Origin of the sequence: Lacticaseibacillus sp. 866-1, from assembly GCF_016861825.1 — a bacterium.
Classification (GTDB): domain Bacteria; phylum Bacillota; class Bacilli; order Lactobacillales; family Lactobacillaceae; genus Lacticaseibacillus.
Genome location: NZ_BOLU01000011.1, coordinates 26,036 through 46,591, shown reverse-complemented (window position 1 = coordinate 46,591; position 20,556 = coordinate 26,036). Strand labels below are relative to the sequence as shown.

The following is a 20,556-nucleotide window of genomic DNA, read 5'->3' as shown; positions in this document are numbered from 1 at the left end:
TCCTGACACCTGTTTTAAATTTGTCACAGCTAGCTCGCGAGTGGTTGGCAGCTCGCCCGGCAGTCGGTATACTGAGGTCAATAAATTGTCGATGCCAAAGGAGGGTCAACATGGCAAAACCAATCGGTGAGATGAAAATGGCCAAGATTTATGACCTTTACCTGCAAAAATGCCGCCGCAAGGGGCGCACGCAGGCGGAGCTGGATGCCGTGCTGGGCTGGTTGACCGGCTGGCCGGCGCAAAGTTTCACCACGCTGCCGGCGGCCCTTTCGGTGGCAGACTTTTGTGCGCAGGCCAACTGGTCCGCGCAGGCTGGCCAGATCACCGGGATGATCTGCGGCGTTCGGGTCGAAACCATCGCTGATCCGCTAATGCGGCGCGTTCGGGAGATGGACAAGGTGGTCGACGAGCTGGCTAAGGGCAAACCGGTGGAGAAGATTCAGCAAGTGGCGCAGCTGTGATCGTAATGTCCCTGCCTTTCGTTTTATAGAATAATCTGTTGAGTGCCACGACGTCGTATGCCGTGGCGCTTGCTGTCTCCAGGATCTGGTTGACCTCGTGCTTAGAGGTGATTCGGTCTATCTTTGGCATCTCTCGGATGGGCAAATGACGCCCGAAAACGAACACGTGTTCGATTTTCTGCTATAATGAGGCCGTCTGGGGGTGGCCTGATTGACGAATCAGCAGGTGATCGATGCGGTTTGTGAAGTGCTTCATGATCAGTTTGATGGCCTTGAGCTGTACACCGTGGTGGCGCAGGACTCGGCTGACCCCAAGGACCCGACGGTGATGTTAACAGCGGTGGACCGCTCACACAGCCAGGTGCTGAAATTTCGCGTGGGTCAGCGGACGGGCTGGATGTGGGATGATGACCATGTCCTGGCGCTGAGTCCGGAGAATGCTGTGCGCGTCGCAGTTGCCTTAGTGAAAGGGGAGCGGACGACGACTCCGGCGCATCTGGGGTTGCCCGACGAGCGGACCGATTATTTTGTGTGACAGGAGTTTTCGCGCAGCCTATACCCAGTTTTCATCGACCGCTAACACTGCCTAGAAGGGATGTCAACGTTGAATGCGCCGGCTGTTACCGGCTATAATTGATCACGCACTTTCCAAAAAACGGAGGCTGACCAATGAAAGATTCACGTGACCAAGATAAGGCAATTACAAGTATTTTCGATCCCCGCTGGTATGTTCAACAGATGCGCGGCTGGACTTTCTCCAGTTATATCCTGCTGATGTTTGGGCTGGGTGTGATCCTGGGTACCACGATCGTGAACAAGCTGACCGTGCTCAGCGTGCTGACGATGCTGGCGGGCATGCTGGGCTTCACCTGCACCATCTCGATCACTAACGTGCGGCCGCTCAACGGGGTGTTCGGCCTGACCAGTGCCATTATTTATATTCTGGTGGCGGCCCAGGCGCGCAACTTCGCGGATGTGGTGCTTCAGCTTTCCTATATCGTGTTGCTGGACATCCCAGTGCTGCTGATGCCGAGCTGGGCCAAAAACGTCGGCGCGCGTGTGCGCAAGCTCAAAGACGTCGGGCTGCGGGCATACCTCGGGATTGCCGCATTTTTCCTCATCGTGTTCGGGCTGCTGTACGCCATGGACACGCACTTATTCATCTCGCCGCGGCCGGTCATTGATGCGCTGACCGGGACCATCGGGGTGACGGGCTCGCTGCTGGCGACTTTGCGCTTTTCCAATCAGTATTATTTCTGGATTATTCAAAGCATTTTTTCCATCGTGCTGTGGGGCGTCACGGCACTGCAAGGCGATGCGAATCTGACGTTGTTCTTCACCTACATCCTGTACTTCGCCAACGATATGGTCTCCCTGTTCGATAAAAGTGTCGCCTGGTTCCATAAGCAGAATTACCTCGCCCAGCACCAAGAGTAGAGGCGCCTGGTCAAATTCGATCATGACGAAAAAAACAGTGTCCCACCGCGATGGTGAGACACTGTTTTTGACTTCAATAATTAATTTTTGGCTGCCCGCCACGGCCGCATGTGCGTTGCAGCGACCAAGGCGCCGACAATCAGCGGGGTGATGATCATCGCCCCAATCATTTCAGGGACGCCGTTGGTGACGACGATTGCGCCCAGCACCTTACCCAAGGCGCCAGTCGACACCTTGTACGCCGAGGCGACCGGACCGGTGTAAAGGGTGCCCATCGCCAGCAGGACCAGCACGGTGTTGGTCAAGGAGCCAATGGCACCCGCCACAACGCTGGCAATGGCGATTTTTTTGAACAGCTTGTACACGCCCCAGAAGGTCAGCGCGGCAAACACGCCGACCAGCATGCGTGGCACGACGGATACCAGCGGATTGGTGAACACCAAGGTGTCCATGGGGCTGGTTGGCGCAGTGTAGGCGCGCACGATGGTCAACACACCCCACACCGTGCCGATCAAGAGGCCTTCGCCAGGGCCGAACATGATAGCGCCAATAATGACGGTGATGTGAATGATGGTCAGATTAACGAAGCCAAGCGGCAGGTATCCCAGCATCGGGACCATGGTCTGCACCGCAATCAGCGCGAGAAACAGCGCCTGCATGCTGACCCGGTAGGCCCGTGAACGATTGCCCATAAGCGTTTCCTCCAAACATTTTCTTTCTGGTTAAAAGTGAGTATACCCTGTCCGGACAAAGATGTCATTAGGGCCTCAATAACATGGAAAAAATGCGGGTGGAAAGTTTCCAGAAAACGGTTGCAATCAATTAAGTGGAAAGCTACTCTAATCCTGTAAAGAAAGCGAGGACTTCAAATGGCAAAAGTGAATATTTTACTGGCATGTGCTGGCGGATTTTCTAGTAGTTTATTGGTGACAAAGATGAAGAAGGCTGCCGAAGCCCAAGGCGTCGATGCTGAAATCACGGCAATTGGGGTCAATGGTTTGGAGTCACAAGTGGGCAAATATAATCCCGACGTCATTCTGATCGGGCCGCAGGTGAGCTATGCCGTGCGCAAGCTGCAGGCTGACTTGCCCGTACCGGTTCAGGCCATCAACATGATGGATTACGGCCGCATGAACGGTGAGAAGGTGCTGGCAACCGCGCTGTCATTAGTTGACCAGGCGAAGGGTAAGTAACCATGATCGACATTAAGCAGTTTAAAGATTATCGCGGCATGGGGCAGCGGCCCGCAGATTTTGACGAATTTTGGGCACGCGGCCTCAAGGAAATGCGCGCATTGGCGCCGGATGTTCAGCAGACGCCAGTCGCGATAAAAAGTCGCGTGGCGCAGGCCTATGACCTGTGGTTCACCGGCGTCGGCAATGCGCGCATCCACGCGCAGCTGATCATGCCTAAGCCCTTTGATCCCAGCAAGCCGCACAAGGGCCTGCTCATGTTTCACGGTTATCACGTAGATGCCGGCGACTTCACCGAGAAATTTGGCTGGGCCGCCGAAGGGTTTGTGGTGTTGGCGCTGGACGTCCGCGGGCAAGGTGGGCCCAGCGAGGACACGACAAAAACCAAAGGCGGCACACTGAAAGGGCTGATCATCCGCGGCGTGGAAGGTGGGCCGGCGCATTTGTATTACCGCAGTGTTTTCCTCGACTGCTCTGAGGCGGCCGATATTTTAGCGGGGATGCCCGGCGTGGACGCTTCTCGGCTTTACGCGACCGGCAGCTCGCAAGGCGGCGGCCTGACCTTGGCGACGCTTGGGCTCGTGCCCACCATTCACCGGGCCTATGTGAATTACCCATTCCTGTGTGATTATCGAAAGGCTTACCAGTTGGGCGCCGAGACCAATGGCTACGATCAGCTGGCGTACTGGTTTAAGTACCGTGACCCGCTGCACAAACGCGAGGCCCAGTTCTTTGATACCCTGGAGTACATCGACGTGCAGCATTTTGCCGCGGCCATCAAGACTCCAGTGGTTTGGGGGATGGGGCTGCAGGACCAGGTGGTCCCGGTGCCGGCGCAGTTTGCGGCGTATAACAAGCTGGCTGGCGATAAGAAGCTCTATGTGCTGCCCGAGTACGGGCACGAGTTTTTGCCGAAAGTCGCCGACGAAGTGCGGGACTTTTTCATGGATTAGGTTGCTTGGCGCTGATGAACTTGAGCCGAAGCGGCGCATCTGGCGCTCGAATAGGCTATAATGAAAACACACTGAAATTTCGGAGGGGAAATAATGGCAAAATACTTATACGAAATGTTCCAACCTTCACACTACGACTTGTACCTTGATATCGATCGGGACAAGAAGACCATTGTGGGCAAAACCACTGTTACTGGTCAGGCACTTGAAGCGCAGATCGCGTTGAATCAAAAGTACCTCAAAATTGAGTCAGTCACAGCAGGTGGCGCAGACGTGCCATTTACAGTGGATGACGCTAACGAGAAGTTTGACATCACGCTGCCTGCAGCGGGCGAGACGACGCTGACGATTGCTTACAGCGCGCCGCTCACCGATTCGATGATGGGGATTTACCCGTCCTACTACACCGTTGACGGCCAGAAGAAGGAACTCATTGGTACGCAGTTTGAGTCCACCGCGGCGCGCCAGGCCTTTCCTGGGGTCGACGAGCCAGAGGCCAAGGCAACGTTCGATGTTGCCATTAAGTTCGACGAAAAGCCGGAAGATATCATCATCGCCAACATGCCGGAGAAAAAGGTCAAAAACGGCGTGCACTACTTTGACACGACGTTGCGCATGTCCACTTACCTGATTGCCTTTGCTTTTGGCGACATGCAAAAGAAACTGACGAAGACCAAGTCCGGGGTTGAAATCGGGGTGTTTGCCACTAAGGCGCACCAGCCGAAGGAACTCGATTTTGCCCTGGACATCGCCAAGCGCGCCATCGAATTCTACGAAGACTTTTACCAGACCAAGTACCCGCTGCCGCATTCCTATCAGCTGGGGCTGCCGGACTTTTCTGCCGGCGCCATGGAGAACTGGGGCTTAGTCACTTATCGTGAAGCCGCCATTTTGATCGATCCGGACAACACGTCGCTGTCCGTCAAGCAGTATGTGGCGACGGTCATCACGCATGAACTGGCCCACCAGTGGTTCGGCGATCTGGTCACCATGAAGTGGTGGGACGACCTATGGCTTAACGAGTCGTTTGCCAACATGATGGAATACCTGAGTGTCGACGCCTTGCAGCCGGACTGGCGCATCTGGGAATTGTACCAAGTCGCTGAAGTTCCAGCCGCCTTGCAGCGTGACGCCACCGATGGTGTTCAGTCCGTTCATGTATCCGTTGAGGACCCGGCCGACATCGATTCCGTGTTCGATGGCGCGATTGTTTACGCGAAGGGCTCACGCATGCTGGTCATGGTCCGCGCGCTGCTCGGCGACGAGAAGCTGCGTAAGGGCCTGAAGGCGTACTTTGACGCCCACAAGTTCGGCAATGCCAAGGGGGCTGACCTCTGGCAAGCGCTGGGCGATGCGTCCGGCCTCGACGTCGGGGCAATCATGAACTCCTGGCTCGAGCAGCCGGGTTACCCGGTTGTTTCCGCGAAGGTCGTCAATGGCAAGCTGACCTTGAGCCAGAAGCAATTCTTCATCGGCGAAGGAAAAGACGTTGGCCGTCAGTGGCAGATTCCGCTGGAAAGCAACTATGCCGAAGCGCCGCAAATCATGAAGGACAAGGAAATTGTCCTAGGCGAGTATGCCGACCTGCGCGCCAAGGAAGGCAAGCCGTTCCGTCTGAACGTTGGCAACAACTCACACTTCATCGTGAAGTACGATGATGCCCTGTTAGCCGACATCTTGAAAGACGCGGACCAGCTTGATCCGACCACCAAGCTGCAGCTGATCCAAGACACGCGCCTGCAGGCCGAAGCGGGTGTGACGACTTATGCCGCCGTTGTGCCGCTGCTGAAGCGGTTCAAGGACAGCCAGTCCAACATCGTCAACACGGCGATTTACCAGGCGGCCCGTCAGCTGCGCAAGTTTGTGGCGCCGGATTCTGCCGAAGAAAAGCAGCTCAAGGCGTTTTACAACCAGCTGTCCGCTGGCCAGTACGCACGCCTGGGCCTAACTGAAAAGGCCGGTGAATCGGTGGACGACCAGTTGACCCGCAACTGGATCCTGGGCGCTGCCGGTTATGCTGAAAACCCGGATACAATTGCTCAGGAGCACGAGCTGTTCCAGCAACACGCCGATGACGTGGCGAGCTTGCCGGCATCTGCCCGGACCGCTATTTTGGCGAACGAGACTGAGCACTTCAGCAGCACTCAGTTGGCTGATCAGCTGCTTGACGCTTACCGCAAGGCCGTTGACCCAAGCGTGAAGAGCGCATTGGCGCAGGCTCTGCCGGCTAGTGATGACGAGGCCGTTCTGAAGCAGATCATCGCGCTGTACAAGGATCCTGATACCATTAAGCCGCAGGATCTGCGGAGCTGGTACCGCGGCGTTTTGGCCAATCCGAAAGGCGAACAGCTCGCTTGGGACTGGCTGCGCGATAACTGGGGCTGGCTGAACGAAACTGTCGGCGGCGACATGGAGTTCACGACTTACATCACCGTGACTGCCGGCGTCTTCCGGACCCAGCAGCGCTTGGATGAGTTCAAGGCCTTCTTTGAACCGAAGATCGACGTGCCAGGGCTTGGCCGCGAGATCAAGATGGACACCAGCGTGATCACCAGTCGGGTGGCGTTGATTCAAAGCCAGCAGGCAACTGTGAACCAGGCAGTGGCAGACGCGCTGAAGTAACCTATTTCACATATGAAAAGGCTCCTGATCTTCAACGATTATTCGTTGAGGTCAGGAGCCTTTTTCAGCATCAGGGTGAGTCCATCACCAAGGCAACGGGCCGGCTGTTTCGGTGAAGGTGAGGGTCTGCTTGCTGCTGGTAGTGGTCATTTTAACCACTTGAGCGGCGCCTTCTTGAATGCTTTGCATACCGGGAATGGCGGGCTTACTTTCGTCGCGGCCGCCAAAGCCCGTAGCCGTCCAACCAGGATTGACGGAGTTGACGGTGATGCCTTCATCGCCCAATTCCTTGGCAAAGTCGACGGTGGCAAAGTTCGCCGCGGCCTTTGAGGCCTGATAGCCCAGCGAAGAAACTTGATAGAAGCGGGAGTTAGGATCGGTGGCCAGGCCGAATGAGCCCATGTTGGACGTGACGTTCACAATTTTGGCCGGTTTGCCCGCCCGCAGCAGCGGCACCATGGCTTGCGTGACTCGGACCAGACCAAAGAAGTTGACCTCAAAGTCTTTGCGGATCTGGTCGATTGGCAGCTGAGAAGGCTTTTGGTGCGCGTCCACCGCAATCCCGGCGTTGTTGATCAGGATGCTGAGATAGCCGTAATCGGCCTGAATCCTGGCCGCAGCCGCCTTGACTTGGTCGTCATCGGTCACGTCCAGTTGGACGAAGTCTGCGGTGCCGCCATCGGCACGTATGGCTTGGACAGCCTGCTGCCCGCGCGCCTGGTTGCGCGCCCCGATCAGGACGTGGTGGCCTGCCCTAGCCAAATCCTTGGCAGTGGCAAACCCGATGCCTTTATCGGCGCCAGTGATCAAAGTAATAATTTTCGAATCAGCCATGAACAATCCTCCTTACAGATCAAATACCTTTTCGGCAGTGCCGTGGGCGATGGCGTCGCGCTGTGCGTCTGTCAGGTCAGCAGAAGCCAAGAATTCCCGGGTGGTATCGCCGGATTTTACATAAGGGAAGTCTTCGGACCACATGATGTGATCGGCACCCATCTCCGTCAGGGCCAGCTGCATCTGCGGCGCCGTGAACATGCCAGAGGGTGAAATATAGACCTGACGCTTGTAATAGTCAGAGAACTTGTGTGGTAGCTTGGTGACGATGCCGCTGAACCCATCGATGCGTTCCAAAAACATCGGCACGAACTCGCCCCAGTGCCCGGACGCGAATTTGAAGTGCGGGTACTTTTCCAAAAGGCCGGCCGTGATGATGCGCATGATTTGAATCCCAGCTTCCATGTGCCAGCCCCACATTGCACCGGCCATCATGCTGGCAGTCGCAGCTGGATAAGCCTTGCTGTCATATAACATGACCCGTTGGTCGTTTGTAATGACGCCAGGATGCAGGTACAGGGTCGTCCCCAGCTTGTCGGCGGCGGCAAAAATGGGCTCGAACCTGGGATCGTCCAAAAACTGCCCATTGATCGAACCGCTGATGATGCCGCCTTTCATGCCGAGTTTGGTCACGGCGTATTCGAGTTCCTCAGCGGCTTTGTCCGGCGTGTTTGCTGGTAAGGTGGCTAAGCCGGCAAAGCGGGTCGGGTAGTGACTGATGTTTTCCGCCAATGTTTCGTTTTGGGCGTGGGCGCCATCGACAGCATAGGCGTCAGGCAGGACCTGCGCCGAATTGCCGGCGTCAGAAATAACCTGCAAGTCAATGCCATGCGCGTCCATGTACGCGACTTTTCGGCTGAAATCGACTAAGTCCGGCTTTAACTGATCCTGGAACGGATTGTTGTTTTTAACTTCTGAGTATTGATTGAACTGCGCGATGTTTGCGTCCGTATCGTAATGTTCTTCGACTGTGATTAGTTTCATGAGTAGCCTTCTAATTGTGATTCCAAAATTATTTTAATCATGTAATGACAACTAATCACGACTCTTACGAAGCAAACTTGCTATTTTGTCGCAGGTTCGAACCGGAACCCCGGATACTGGGTCGTAAATTGACGCTGAGCTTCGGCGTACATGCCCACTTGATTTGGGTCGGTCAGCGCCGCGGCGCGCGCCTCAGGCAGCTCGAGGTCTTCAATGTCGATGCTCATCTGCCATGCCAACTCGCGCAGCGTCATGCCTTCAAACCGGCGGTAGCTCGGCAGTTCAGCTGTGACGTCGGCGCCGGCTGCAAACAGCTGACAAAATTCTGCAGTGGCTTGCTGCAGCGCCTGCCACGCTTTGTCTTGGGCTGCTTCAGTCGTCTTCAACCAGTCGGCGGTCAATTGCGCCTCGGTCTCCAGGACCCCGGCGTGCTTCAGAACGCGGCGAATCAGCGGTGCTGGCAGCGGGTCCTTGGCATCACCAAAATCCCATGTGGCCGCGAATTGCTTGGCATCGGCGGCTTTAGCTAGCATTGTTTTCAGTAATTGATTTGTTCCCTCAGTGGAAGAATTTGCCACTGAAATCACCCCCATCTGAAACCAGTTTAGCCCTTTGCCTTGGTGCACGCACGACTTTCGTGGCTTACTTGGCCGGTGCGAAAAGGCGTTGATTGGCAGTAATAAACTCAGCCACTGAATGCGCAGGCCGCCCGAGGTAATTAGGCAGGTCTTGGGTGATTTGCTTGGCGTTGCCCATTTGGGTGATCAGATAAAGCATGACCATCACGTTGACAAAGTCCTTTTTTACCCCGCGCTGCAGCATGGTTTTGCGGAATTTAAGCAGGCTGGGTTTGGAGTAAGTGATGGGCCGGCCCAAAATCGCAGACATGGTCTGGGCAACTTGGGCGTAGGTGATGGCCTCAGGGCCGGTGATGTTGAGCTTTTGCTCAGGCACGGCTGGTGAGGTGAGAACCTTTGCGGCGACCGCGGCGATGTCTGCGGTGTCGATAAAGCTGGTCTTGGCATTGCCCGCGGGGATGAATAAGTCATTGCGCCGGCAGATGTCCTCGCGGTGCGTGGTGCTGAGATTCTGCATGAAAAAGCTGGGCCGGATAAAGGTGTGCGGCAGACCAAGTGATACAATCATGCTCTCGATTTTATGGTGCGGGGTCACCGGATTCTTTTCCACGCCAATCATGGAGACGAACACCGTTTGCTTGATCTGATGGGCCTTGACCTGATTTAAAAACGGCAGCATGTCTTGCTTGGGTTTAGCCAGCTGCGGCGGTCGCACGAAAAAGACGCGGTCTACGCCTGCCAAGGTCTGATCAAAGGGTGCAGCGTCGAGAAAGTCGAAGTGACGCAATTCGACTGGCAAGTCCCCATACTGGGCTTGGTCTTTGGCTAAATCATGCGCGCCGGCAACGAGATGAATCTGGTCGTCCTGGGCAAGCAGTTTGATCAGCGGAAAGCCAATGTTGCCGGTGCCGCCGATAATCAAAATTGTTTCAGTCATGATTTTCCTCCAATAGTTTTGTCAGTCCAGCCGCCAGTTGGTGTTGCGCCGCATCCGGCAACGGCTGTAAAAAAGTAGTGAGAGTCCTTCCGGCCACGGCTTTTAGCGCGGTGCCTTTGGCTTTTCCCGCGGCAGTCAATTCGAGGACCACGGCGCGCTTGTCGGCCGGGGACGGGGTGCGGTTAAGCCACCCTTTATCCGCTAGGCGCAGGACCACGGCCGCGGTGGTTTGCCGGTCGCTGTCGATGGCATCAGCGATGCGCGCGGCGGTGATGGGGTCGGCCTCGCTGTTCAACCGGTCGAGCGCCTCAAGCACGGCCCACTGCTGGGCGGTGGTGTCCTCCTTGCTGAGCGCAGTGTTCAGTTGATGCTTTAACCGCTTGGCAGTTTCCAGCAGTAAATACGCAGTGTTCATCCGTTTGCCTCCAAAAAAATAATCAGTACACTGACAATAACTGTGAGTGTACTGATTATTTTTGAGATGTCAATGCAAGCGTGCCTGATCGACCGAGATCAGCCAATCCTGGCGCGGGTATGGACGCTCTCATCTTCAAGCCCGATCTGGCTGAAAGTTGCGTTTACTGCGCGGTAGTGCGGTTTAGCAAATGCCAGTAGAGCGCGAAAATCACCACGCCCAGTGCGACCAGCAGCCCAAACGCCCAGGCACTGCCTGCCGCGATATTTTGGGCGTGGCTCCAGCCGGGATGATGGACCGCGGTCATGAGCAGTGACAACACCGTTGTGCCGATGCCCCCGACCGCCTGTTGGCCCATGTTGTACAGCGCGTTGGCGTCGGGCTGCAGCGTTTTGGGCAGCGCTTTGAGGCCATAAGCAACCGAGTTGCTGAAGGCCATCGACCGGCCGATGGCAAAAATTAGGTACGCGATGGTGACCCCCAGTACCCCGAGGGCCGGGCCAAGGGCAGTCATGGCGAGCACGCCAACGGTGAAAAGGCCATCGCCCAAAAGCAGCGGCAGGCGGCCGCCAAAGTGGTCCAGCATCCAGCCGTATACCGGCTGGCCTAACCCGTTAAACACGGAGCCGGGCAGCAAGATCAGCCCGCCAATCAGCGCGGAGGCGCCGAAGACTTCCTGGACGTAATTCGGCAAGAGAAAATTGATGCCGACATTGGCGAATTGCAAGCTGAGGTAAGGCAGAAAGCTGAACAGAAACGCTGGGTGCTTGAAGACTGTCAGGGAGAACAGAAACCGGGTGCTCGTGCGGGAAAGAAGCAGAAACAGGAGCATGCAAAGTGCGCATACCAGCAGCAGGACTGCCACGATCAGCCAGCGGCGGGTGCTGATGGTGGTCAGCCCCAGGTTCAGCGCGATCAGTGCCCCGCCGAGCAGGCCGAAGCGGACCCAGTCAAACGCCAACCGGCTTTGGGTGGTGTACTGATGAATGTGCGCGCTGCCGAGGATCAGCAGGAGCAAGGCGAGAGGCAGCGTCACCCAGAAAATCATGCGCCAGCTAGCAAACGCGGTAACGGCCCCGCCAAAAGTGGGGCCAAGCGCCGGGGCGATCAGCACGATCACATTGGCGATACCGATGTACAACCCCAGCTTGGCCCGGAGGACGACGTCAAGAATGATGTTGACCATCAGCGGCGTGCAAAGGCCGACACAACCCGCCTGAATCAGGCGACCCGCCAGCAGCTGCGGAAACACTTGGGCAGTTGCGCATAGCAGGTCGCCGATGATGAACAGGGCCGCCGCGCTCATGAAAAGCTGACGATTGGTGAAGCGGCGTTTCATGTAAGCTGAGGTCAGCATCACCAGGGAAGCGGCGAGCAGGTAGCCGGAAGTTACCCATTGAACGGTCGCCAAAGAGACGTTGAAAGCTTTCATCAGCGCCGGAAAGGTCGTGTTCATCGAGGTTTCCGTCAGCACCCCGAGAAAGGACATCAGCGCGACAATGGCGACGACCAGCATTGGTTTTTCATGCGGTTGGGTGGCGGGCAAAATGATCGCTTCTTTCAGAAAATTGGATACGATCATTATAGGCTATTTTCACGCTAGAAGTCAGCGCGACTTTGGAAGCGGTTTGCGCTAAAATGGACAGACAAGACTAAAGGAAATGAGTGAGACGAATTGGAACCGACGTTAATGAACATCCATCATGGCTATAATTTTCGCGACCTTGGCGGCTATCAGACCATGTCTGGGCAGCACCTGGCCGCGCACCGGCTCGTCCGCTCGGGCGGCCTCGACCGGCTGTCGGACCGCGACGTGGCCTTTTTGCATGAGTACGGGGTGCGCGTAGATGTTGATTTTCGCACGCGCGATGAGCGCCAGGAAAAGCCTGACCGGCTGCCGGATTCGGCGCGCTACGTATTTGACCCGGTGTTCAGCGAAGATAAGACGCAGGTGTCCAAGACGTGGGCCGAGGAGCAGCAGATGTTTTCGCAGGATCCTAAGGCGGGTTACCACAACATGCTTCGGACCTATCGTGACTTAGCCCTGAGCGAGTCGGCGCAAAAAGCTTATCGTGAGTTTTTTGATCTGGCTCTGGGAAACAGCGACGACACGCTGCTGTTTCACTGCTCGGCGGGTAAGGATCGGACTGGGATGGCTGCGGTGTACGTGTTGTCCGCTTTAGGCGTTGATCAGGCGACAATTCGCAAGGATTACCTGGCCACCAACACGTTCATCCAGCCGGCGCTGTCAGAAGTGCTCGAGCAGGCGAAGGCGGAAGGCGGCAATGCAAACATGATGCAGGGTCTCACCGATATCTGGACCGTGTATCCAGAGTACCTGGATACCGCGCTGGCGGCAATCAATGAGACCTACGGGGATATGCAGCAGTACCTGCATGAAGCCTTACAGCTAACCAACCGGCAAATTCAAACGTTGCGGGAATTGTACCTGGCCTGATTGTCTGACGGGACGAAAAAGCGGCCGCTTAAAGTGGTCGCTGAGTGGTTACGGAATCAAATTAATTTTAGCAGCGATGGCTTGCAGCTGGGCAATCAGCTGGGGCTGGTCGGCTGTTGGCACCGCCGCTTCGATTTGCTGTTCAAGTGCCGTAAAAATGGCGCGAATCGCTTTGACCAGCTCAACGCCCGCGGGCCTGAGGTAAAGCTGCTTTTGGCGCTCGTTATCGCGAGGAATCTTGCGCTCAATCAAGCCACGCGTTTCCAGCCCTTTGAGCATGTTGGTCACAGTGGCATTTTGCCGGTTAAGGTACGCGGCGGCGTCTTTTTGCAACGCACCGGGATGGTCGGCAATGTATTTCAGCAACCTGGCCTGGGAGTTGTTCAGATGCAGGTCGTGCAGATGTGCGTGAATATAACCAGTTTCGGCGTTGCTTAGCGCATGGAACTGCTCGGATAGATTGATTGAACCGTTGATATGCATGACGAGGTCCTTTCCTGAATGCTCTTTCAGTATAGCGGAAAAACAGGCGGAAAGGGCGACCAAACTGTAAAATCGGTCCGGTTGCTTAAGTGAGGACAATCAAGTGGAGGCAAGACTATGACAGAACTAGACCCAACGCACCGCTATTCCAAGCAGGCAGGCAAAAAGACGGAACGCGCTTTTGCGTGGACCTGGGGCACCATCCTCGTGGTGCTGTTCATCGTCGCCTTTACCGCCTGGTGGTGGCTGCTGCTGGCGGTTGTGGCCGTCGTGATTGCATTTCAGGTGTATACGCGGCGCTTGCCCACTTTTGAGGTGCTAGATTTGACCGCCAATCGGTTCATCACGGTGCCGCGGCCAACTTGGCAAGCCTTTAAGCGTGAGCACCCAGGGGCGGTGGCCAAGGACGGCGTCGATCAGAATGAGTAAGTGCCAGCGGCTGCTGGCACTTTTTTCGTGGTGCTAAAAAGCCGAGTGCAGGCGCACTCGGCTTTGAACAGGCTGGATTAAAGGATGTGAATGTTGGCGGCTTCGCACTTGTCGATCATGTCCTGCGGCCAGACTGAAGCTTGGACTTCACCGACGTGGGCCTTGCCCAAGAGTAACATGCACAGGCGGCTTTGACCGATCCCGCCACCGATGGTGTAAGGCAGCTTGCCGGCCAAGAGCAGTTTGTGGAACGGCAGCTCGGAGCGGTCTTCGGCGCCTGCCGCTTTAAGCTGGCGGCGCATGGCATCTTCATCGACCCGGATGCCCATTGATGAAATCTCCAGCGAGCAGTCGAGCGGTTCATACCAGAACAGGATATCGCCGTTCAGCTGCCAGTCGTCGTAGTCAGGGGCGCGGCCATCGTGACGCTTGCCAGACTTCAACGGGCCGCCGATCTGCATCAGGAAGACGGCACCGTCTTCTTTGCAGATGGCATCCTCGCGCTGCTTGGGGGTGAGGTCCGGCCACCGGTCCTCCAGCTCCTGGGTGGTGTGAAAGTGAATGTCCTTAGGCAAGTGGTGGACGGCCTGCGGATACTTGTACCAAACTTCATCTTCCATGTGCTTGATCACTTTGAAGATTTGGCGCACGGTGTCTTTGAGCGTGGCTTCGGTGCGCTCTTCCTTGGCGATGACTTTTTCCCAGTCCCACTGGTCAACATATATGGAGTGGAAGTTGTCGAGGTCCTCGTCTTTGCGAATCGCGTTCATGTTGGTGTACAGGCCTTCATGCATGCCGAAGCCGTAGCGGTAAAGCGCCATGCGTTTCCACTTAGCCAGCGAGTGCACAATTTCCATTTGCTCGCCGGGCATGTCCTTCATGGTGAAGGAGACCGGGGTTTCAACGCCGTTGAGGTTGTCGTTGAGGCCGGTGGACTTTGCCACCATCATCGGCGCGCTCATGCGCTGCAGGCCGAGCTGTTTGCCGAACTCGTCTTGGAACGTTTCACGGATGTAGCGGATCGCCGCTTCGGTTTCTTTAACGGACAATTTTGGATCATAGTGTTCAGGAATAATTAAATGCATCATTTTCATCTCCGGATTTTTTTCAACCATGACAGATACGGCCGAGACGGGCTTTCGCCTCGGCTCGTTAGGCACGAAAAAAGCCTTCCGTCCCTAACGCAAGGGACGAAAGACTTTTCGCGGTACCACCCTAGTTGCCTATCCGAAATAGACCACCTCAATCCGCACTGACATGCGGTTCCGGATGATAACGCGCCGGTTGCGTCTGCGTCTACTTTGGCCATTGCCATTTGGGGCAGAGACATGAGCAAGGGTTATTCGCCAAGAGCTTGGTCTAAGTGGGTTTTCACTGACCCCACATCACTGATAGAACGCCGTTGGTTACTGGTCTTGCAAGTCTTCGTTTGTGATTGTGACTACTTTAGCACGCGATGCTGGATTTGGAAAGGGGGCAGGCAAAAAAAATTCGGGACGCGCCGGTGGGCACCAGTAAAGCGCCGGCACAGGGTCGACGCTTTTTTGGGGGGACATTAATTAGTAAAACGAAGGTTTGGGACCATCGGTGTGCGGCTGGCTGACGCCCAGCGAGTCCTTCACGTACTTCTTGGGGTCATTGATCAGCTTGGTGACCAAATCGGCGACACTCTTGCGTGACACCTCGGTGCCCTTAAACAGGTCATCCCGGTGGGTCAGCTCGTAATCTACGGTGTCGTTGTTTTGCAGCCACGCTGGCCGAATAATCGTGTAGTCCAAGTTGGAATTCTCAATGACCTTCGCAGCGGCTGTGTAGGGTTCCAAATAGCCGCCGTCGAGTTGCTGGTGATTCCACTTGCCAAATGCGCCTGGCACTTCGTCGTAGATGCCTAACGTCGAAATCCAAATCAACCGGCTGACCTTGGCCCGGTCCATTGCTTGCACGACCGCTTTCGCCTGGGTCTCAATGGTCTGACCGCCGCCAAGGTTGGCATAGACAATGTCAATATCGGCCATTGCCTCGCTCAACGCATCAGGGTCGGTGGCATCGCCTTCGATGACGGTTTCGCGGTCAGGATCAGTGATTTCTAGGCGCTTGGCATTGCGCAAGAACAAGGTGAGGTGATGCTTCGGCTCACTCAACAGCTGCTTTTCTGCAAGGCGAGCGATTTGCCCGTTTGCACCTAAAATCAATACATTACTCATGTGCTCACTCCTTAGTGATTAACGACTCTAGTGTAACACTTTGATATAGTAAGCTAACCGGACCGGCCGAATTGACAGTTGTTCGGAACTGGGCGATTAAAAGCAGCAGCTGTGTTCGCGCCCACCTCGGCAGCGCCTCCGCCCGTTGCCGAATGGCCCAAGAAGTGCTGGCCAACGGCATCTGTGCTGACAACATTGAGGCGCACCAGACCAGCAAGCACCGACAAGAAAATGACCTAGTCGCGGTCCATACGCAACGCGTAAGTGCGCAAACGTCCCTGCAGCGCGATTCTAAAAATAAATCGCACTGCAGGGACGCTTGTGGGTTGGGTTAAAACCGCTTGATGCTTTAGTCTCAAAAATAGCCGATAAGATTACCAGGCAATCTTGCCAGCAGCTTCTAGAAATTCGCCGTTGACATCGTTGCTTTTGGCCAGAGCCAGATCAGTTGCGGCTTTGGCGCCAGCTTCGACCGATTGAGCACCGTTGGCTTCAAAGGCCTTCTTGTTGACCAAATCAGTGGCAGTCATGCCAGGGTTGACCGAGTTGACGGTGATGTGGGTGCCGGCGAATTCCTTTGCGTAACCCATCGTTAGCGCGTTGACCGCGGTCTTGGAGGCCTGATAAGGCAGGTCATTGATCTTGGAGTAGCCGTATTTGGCATCCATCGCGCGAGTCAGTGAACTCAAGTCGGAGGTCATGTTGATCACTTTGGCCCAGTCGGCAGCTTCCAGCAACGGCACCGCGGCGCGAATCACTCGGTTCGTGCCGTAGAAATTAGTCGCGAAGCACTTTTCAATGTGCGCATCGGAAGTCTCGGAAGGTTTTTCAAACGCGGGACTGGAGATACCGGCGTTGTTCAAGAGGATATTCAGGTAACCATACTTGGCCTTGATGGTCGCCATGGTCTCGTCCACCGCTGCCTGATCCGTGATATCACAGTGACAAAGCAGTGCGGTGAGGCCGGCGTCCTGAAGCTCCTTTAGTGCCGCCGCGCCGGCGGTCATGTCATACGCCCCGATGATGATCACGTGACCCGCTTTACCAAGGTTCTTTGCGTACTGGAGGCCCAATCCGCGCTCGGCCCCGGTGATCAAACTGACAATTGGCTTATTTGCCATATGAAATACACCCCTTTTATTTATTTGTTCACTTTAATTGTAGGCGCTGTCACCAGAAGCAAAAAGCAAGATACGCAACCAAAGCTCATGATTGTCTCATTAGCCTTGTTTTCAACTGCTGCGGCGTTCAGGTTGGCGATTTGCTATACTGAGAACTGGAAACGGAGGAATCATTGATGAACTATCGCACTTTAGGTAAAACTGGGTTCAAGGTCAGCGAGGTGTCGCTTGGCACCTGGCAACTGGGCGGCAAATGGGGCGCCCCGTTCAGTCAACAGGATGCGGACGCCACGCTGGCCGAGGCCTACGCGCAAGGCGTGACCTTTTTTGACACTGCGGATGGCTATCAGGACGGCAACTCGGAGCGGACGGTCGGCAATTTTGTCCGCACTCATCCGGACGTTCACTTCACCACAAAAATTGGGCGCAAGGAGTCGCCATTGACGATGGCCCACTTCGACAACGCGCACCTTGACCGCTACGTGGACGAGTCGCTGCAAAACATGAAGCTTGATGCGCTGGACATGGTGCTGCTGCACTGCCCGCCCATGCAGACGTATTATGACCCGGAAATGTTCTGGCACCTGGACCAGCTGAAAAAAGCTGGCAAGATTCGCAACTACGGGGTGTCGGTGGAGCGGGTGGAGGAAGGGCTGAAGGCCCTGCAGTACGATATCAGCGCCGTGGAAATCATTTTTAACATGTTCCGGCTGCGGCCGGCGCAGCACTTCTTCGCCGCGGCCAAGGCGGCAAACGTCGGCATTTTGGCCCGCGTGCCACTGGCCTCGGGGCTGCTATCCGGCAAGTACACCGCGACCACGCAGTTTGCGCCGACTGATCAGCGGGCCAACAACCGCCATGGTGAGCTCTTCGACAAAGGGGAGACCTTCTCTGGGGTTGACTACCTGACAGGGGTCAAGGCCGCAAACGTGCTGAAGCAGCGGCTTGGCACGGCAGACTTAGCCGGGCTGGCCCTGCGGTACATTCTGATGTATGACGCGGTGTCTGCCGTCATTCCCGGCGCAAGCAATCCGACGCAAATCGAACGGAACACCCGGGCGTCTGCGTTGCCTGCGTTCACGCCGGGGCAGATGCAAATCGTGCGAGAGGTTTACGATGAATACATCAAGAACCCGGTCGATTATCTGTGGTAACGCAAAAGCCGCTCGGTGAGCGGCTTTTTTGTCGGTAGTGAACGGCCCGACGGACGCTATTGATTCCTATTGGTCTAAGATTGATTGTGCCAGTTAAGGGAAGAAATGCTGTAATGGCGAGGATACTAGCCATAAATAACGATTCCCGTGGTTTGTGTATGAGGGGGAAAGACGGGGTACCAATCAGACGGCCTGTTTGGCAGCAATTTGGGCCAGCAGGGTGCGGGGCGCGCGTTTGTCATCTTTGATCCAATCCAGAGTCATCTGGTACAAGCCCGCGCCAACGTAGCTGTTAAAATAGCGCTTAAAGTCCGGTGCAAAGGGCACCTGAGGGACATTCTCCGCGTAGAAACGGACGGCGTAATCGCGAAAGCACTCGGCTGGCACCAGCTCGGCACCCGTTTGGATCAACGCCTCAAACAAGCCGCTGTGCGCGTCGACATACTGAAAGTACGCCTGGCAGATGAATAGCGGCCCTTTGTGCGGTAGGCGGGTCAGGAAGTCGTATAAAGGGGCGAGCTGCTCATCGACGTAATCAATCAGCACTGCTTCCTTGGACGGGTAGTGGCGATAAAACGCCATGCGCGAAACGCCGGCGCGCTCAGTTAGATCACTGATTGAAATATCGCTGAAGGCCTTGGCAACAATGAGGTCACCCATTGCTTGCCTAAGCCGTTGCTTGGTTTGTTTTTGAATCAGCTGATTCTTGGGATTTGCCATATTTGCCTCGCACTTGTCATTGATTCCCGTTGATGTGACAAGTGTAACATCATTTGACCATCGATGCTAGAATCGGGCGTGAATGATCAGTTATCGCCGGGGGACATGCGCCGCTGGTCGATGGCGGCAGCATCCAAGAACCAGTGGCGGTGCCAGTCGCCGCTGAGCGCAGTGAACGGCACCGGTGTTTTACCCTGGGCCTTGACCTGGTCCAGCAGGTAATTGCGCAGGATCCACGGATCATTGAGAGATTGCTGGGTGAGCGTGAACAGGTGGTCCAGTTTCGTTTCTGAGATGTGTAGGGCGGCTGCGACCTGGGCCTTGGTCAGACCCGTTAATTCAAAGTTAGCTTGCAGTTCGTGGCGAGTGGCCGCCATTTGTTCGGGATTTAGTGACATTTGATCGTCTCCTTTTAGTTGTAATGACATTATAAAAATTATGCGGTTGGAATGGCACCGAGTTGTGAGACGTTTCAAGCATATCGTTTCATCAAAGCCAATCCTCATTGTGCGCGAAAGGGGCGACTTTTGGTACAATGGACGTAATTCTTGCCATTATTGGCTAAATTTCTGGGGGCACAGCGGTGAAAGCAATTGAACTGATCATCAACGAGTATGCAGGAAACGCGCGCACGAAAAAGCTGATTCCAAGTCTAATTGCTGCGCTCAAAGAGCAGTACACGTTTGCCACCACGACCTACACGCACGAGGCCGGGGACGCGCACAAGGCGATTGAGCGAATTGTCGCCGCAGTCGCGCCAGGCGCTGCCCAGCCCCAAATCGTGGTCATCGGCGGCGATGGCACGCTGCACGACGTGATCAATGGTTTGCAGGAGCTCGGGCGGCCGGACATTCCGGTGGGCTACGTGCCTAACGGGACTGGCAACGATTTTGCCCGGGCGCATGGCATTCCCTTGGAGCCACTGGCGGCAGTTGCGGCCCTCAAAACTGCGCGGCCGCACGAGGCGCGCATCGGCAAGGCCGAGACTGAGGAGTTCGGCACCCTGTATTTTCTCAACAATTTTGGCATTGGCGTTGACGCGCGTATTGTTTACGACACCAATCACTCGCGGGCTAAAGCCATGCTCAACAGCGTTCACCTGGGGCAGCTCTCGTACACTGCAAACATTTTAAAGGCGGTCACGACCCAGCACGCGTTTAAGGCGACTGTCGGCGTTCAAAAAGCCGTGGTGATCCCCAACACATTTCTTTGCGTCTTCACCAACCATCCGTTTCTGGGCGGCGGTCTGCGGCTCTTTCCGGATGCCGCGCAGGATTGGCACCAGCTCAGTTTTGTCCTGGTGCGCAAGGAGAAATGGCGTATCTTGATCCAGGTCCTGGGCAAAATTCTCAGCGGCCAGTCGGTTCACCCCAAACTGGCCCACATCAAACGCCAGCGTTTTCGCTTTGAGACTGAGGCGCACGAGCACATTCAGCTGGATGGTGAGGAATACAACGCCCCGGTTCACGGTGTGCTCAGCCAAACCGATCAAATCATGCTGCTGCCAGCAGCCCAGGCATAACCTCAAAGGCCCGCTTCCAGTTGGAGGCGGGCCTTAGCTGACGTTTTGTTA

23 protein-coding genes are annotated in these 20,556 nt (G+C 55.7%); 10 read left to right on the top strand and 13 right to left on the bottom strand.

Annotation, left to right across the window (positions count from 1 at the left end):
* The first annotated feature begins 110 nt into the window (after positions 1–110).
* From JUE30_RS04905 to pnuC, 3 genes are all read left to right on the top strand, one after another.
* Positions 111–461, top strand: a complete 351-nt coding sequence (locus JUE30_RS04905) for a DUF2200 family protein (RefSeq protein WP_203623870.1) — start codon at positions 111–113, stop codon at positions 459–461.
* A gap of 211 nt (positions 462–672) precedes the next feature.
* Positions 673–996 carry a hypothetical protein gene (locus JUE30_RS04900; protein ID WP_203623869.1) on the top strand — a complete coding sequence of 108 codons (324 nt, stop codon included), beginning with the start codon at positions 673–675 and terminating at the stop codon, positions 994–996.
* A gap of 134 nt (positions 997–1,130) precedes the next feature.
* Positions 1,131–1,898, top strand: coding sequence for a nicotinamide riboside transporter PnuC (pnuC, locus tag JUE30_RS04895; protein WP_203623868.1), 768 nt, complete (start codon positions 1,131–1,133; stop codon positions 1,896–1,898).
* Positions 1,899–1,978: 80 nt separating this feature from the next.
* Here pnuC and JUE30_RS04890 read toward each other — a convergent pair whose 3' ends face one another.
* Positions 1,979–2,590, bottom strand: coding sequence for an ECF transporter S component (locus tag JUE30_RS04890; RefSeq protein ID WP_125754608.1), 612 nt, complete (start codon positions 2,588–2,590; stop codon positions 1,979–1,981).
* Positions 2,591–2,767: 177 nt separating this feature from the next.
* On the opposite strand from JUE30_RS04890, the gene JUE30_RS04885 reads away from it, so the two are divergent.
* From JUE30_RS04885 to JUE30_RS04875, 3 genes are all read left to right on the top strand, one after another.
* Positions 2,768–3,091, top strand: coding sequence for a PTS sugar transporter subunit IIB (locus JUE30_RS04885; protein ID WP_203623867.1), 324 nt, complete (start codon positions 2,768–2,770; stop codon positions 3,089–3,091).
* Positions 3,092–3,093: 2 nt separating this feature from the next.
* Positions 3,094–4,044 carry an acetylxylan esterase gene (locus JUE30_RS04880; protein ID WP_203623866.1) on the top strand — a complete coding sequence of 317 codons (951 nt, stop codon included), beginning with the start codon at positions 3,094–3,096 and terminating at the stop codon, positions 4,042–4,044.
* 93 nt (positions 4,045–4,137) lie between these two features.
* On the top strand, positions 4,138–6,666 hold the full coding sequence (locus JUE30_RS04875) for a M1 family metallopeptidase (RefSeq protein WP_203623865.1): 2,529 nt from the start codon (positions 4,138–4,140) through the stop codon (positions 6,664–6,666).
* Between the two features lie 84 nt (positions 6,667–6,750).
* Here JUE30_RS04875 and JUE30_RS04870 read toward each other — a convergent pair whose 3' ends face one another.
* The 6 genes from JUE30_RS04870 to JUE30_RS04845 form a co-directional block, all read right to left on the bottom strand.
* Positions 6,751–7,500: an SDR family NAD(P)-dependent oxidoreductase gene (locus JUE30_RS04870; protein WP_203623864.1), complete on the bottom strand. Its 750-nt coding sequence runs from the start codon at positions 7,498–7,500 to the stop codon at positions 6,751–6,753.
* 12 nt (positions 7,501–7,512) lie between these two features.
* Positions 7,513–8,484, bottom strand: a complete 972-nt coding sequence (locus JUE30_RS04865; RefSeq protein WP_203623863.1) for an amidohydrolase family protein — start codon at positions 8,482–8,484, stop codon at positions 7,513–7,515.
* A gap of 80 nt (positions 8,485–8,564) precedes the next feature.
* Complete coding sequence (locus tag JUE30_RS04860) at positions 8,565–9,062, bottom strand: hypothetical protein (RefSeq protein WP_203623862.1); 498 nt, start codon at positions 9,060–9,062, stop codon at positions 8,565–8,567.
* A 64-nt stretch (positions 9,063–9,126) separates the two neighbouring features.
* On the bottom strand, positions 9,127–9,999 hold the full coding sequence (locus tag JUE30_RS04855) for an NmrA family NAD(P)-binding protein (protein WP_203623861.1): 873 nt from the start codon (positions 9,997–9,999) through the stop codon (positions 9,127–9,129).
* Positions 9,992–10,414: a MarR family winged helix-turn-helix transcriptional regulator gene (locus JUE30_RS04850; RefSeq protein WP_203623860.1), complete on the bottom strand. Its 423-nt coding sequence runs from the start codon at positions 10,412–10,414 to the stop codon at positions 9,992–9,994. The genes JUE30_RS04855 and JUE30_RS04850 overlap by 8 nt, the downstream gene beginning before the upstream one ends.
* 163 nt (positions 10,415–10,577) lie before the next feature.
* Positions 10,578–11,930, bottom strand: coding sequence for an MFS transporter (locus JUE30_RS04845; protein ID WP_203623889.1), 1,353 nt, complete (start codon positions 11,928–11,930; stop codon positions 10,578–10,580).
* A gap of 159 nt (positions 11,931–12,089) precedes the next feature.
* Here JUE30_RS04845 and JUE30_RS04840 point away from each other — a divergent pair, with 159 nt between their 5' ends.
* The gene (locus JUE30_RS04840; RefSeq protein ID WP_203623859.1) at positions 12,090–12,872 is read left to right on the top strand and encodes a tyrosine-protein phosphatase; all 783 of its coding nucleotides are present in this window, start codon (positions 12,090–12,092) and stop codon (positions 12,870–12,872) included.
* Between the two features lie 48 nt (positions 12,873–12,920).
* Here the strand turns inward: JUE30_RS04840 and JUE30_RS04835 are convergent, their stop codons facing one another.
* Entirely contained in the window at positions 12,921–13,355 is a 435-nt protein-coding gene (locus JUE30_RS04835) for a MarR family winged helix-turn-helix transcriptional regulator (protein ID WP_203623858.1), read from the bottom strand.
* A 117-nt stretch (positions 13,356–13,472) separates the two neighbouring features.
* Between JUE30_RS04835 and JUE30_RS04830 the strand changes: the two genes are divergently transcribed.
* Complete coding sequence (locus tag JUE30_RS04830) at positions 13,473–13,784, top strand: hypothetical protein (RefSeq protein ID WP_203623857.1); 312 nt, start codon at positions 13,473–13,475, stop codon at positions 13,782–13,784.
* A gap of 77 nt (positions 13,785–13,861) precedes the next feature.
* On the opposite strand, the gene asnA is transcribed toward JUE30_RS04830, so the two are convergent.
* From asnA to JUE30_RS04815, 3 genes are all read right to left on the bottom strand, one after another.
* A complete protein-coding gene (asnA, locus tag JUE30_RS04825) occupies positions 13,862–14,869 on the bottom strand; it encodes an aspartate--ammonia ligase (RefSeq protein ID WP_203623888.1) in 1,008 nt (335 codons plus the stop codon).
* 474 nt (positions 14,870–15,343) lie between these two features.
* On the bottom strand, positions 15,344–15,988 hold the full coding sequence (locus JUE30_RS04820) for an SDR family oxidoreductase (protein ID WP_203623856.1): 645 nt from the start codon (positions 15,986–15,988) through the stop codon (positions 15,344–15,346).
* Between the two features lie 374 nt (positions 15,989–16,362).
* Complete coding sequence (locus JUE30_RS04815; RefSeq protein WP_125757478.1) at positions 16,363–17,109, bottom strand: SDR family NAD(P)-dependent oxidoreductase; 747 nt, start codon at positions 17,107–17,109, stop codon at positions 16,363–16,365.
* A 176-nt stretch (positions 17,110–17,285) separates the two neighbouring features.
* Here JUE30_RS04815 and JUE30_RS04810 point away from each other — a divergent pair, with 176 nt between their 5' ends.
* Positions 17,286–18,263, top strand: a complete 978-nt coding sequence (locus JUE30_RS04810; protein WP_203623855.1) for an aldo/keto reductase — start codon at positions 17,286–17,288, stop codon at positions 18,261–18,263.
* A 183-nt stretch (positions 18,264–18,446) separates the two neighbouring features.
* Here the strand turns inward: JUE30_RS04810 and JUE30_RS04805 are convergent, their stop codons facing one another.
* The gene (locus tag JUE30_RS04805; protein WP_203623854.1) at positions 18,447–18,983 is read right to left on the bottom strand and encodes a TetR/AcrR family transcriptional regulator; all 537 of its coding nucleotides are present in this window, start codon (positions 18,981–18,983) and stop codon (positions 18,447–18,449) included.
* A gap of 86 nt (positions 18,984–19,069) precedes the next feature.
* Positions 19,070–19,381 (bottom strand): DUF2316 family protein, encoded by a 312-nt coding sequence (locus JUE30_RS04800; RefSeq protein ID WP_203623853.1) that lies wholly within the window; start codon positions 19,379–19,381, stop codon positions 19,070–19,072.
* Positions 19,382–19,566: 185 nt separating this feature from the next.
* Here JUE30_RS04800 and JUE30_RS04795 point away from each other — a divergent pair, with 185 nt between their 5' ends.
* Positions 19,567–20,505: a diacylglycerol kinase family protein gene (locus JUE30_RS04795; RefSeq protein ID WP_203623852.1), complete on the top strand. Its 939-nt coding sequence runs from the start codon at positions 19,567–19,569 to the stop codon at positions 20,503–20,505.
* Positions 20,506–20,556 lie beyond the last annotated feature (51 nt).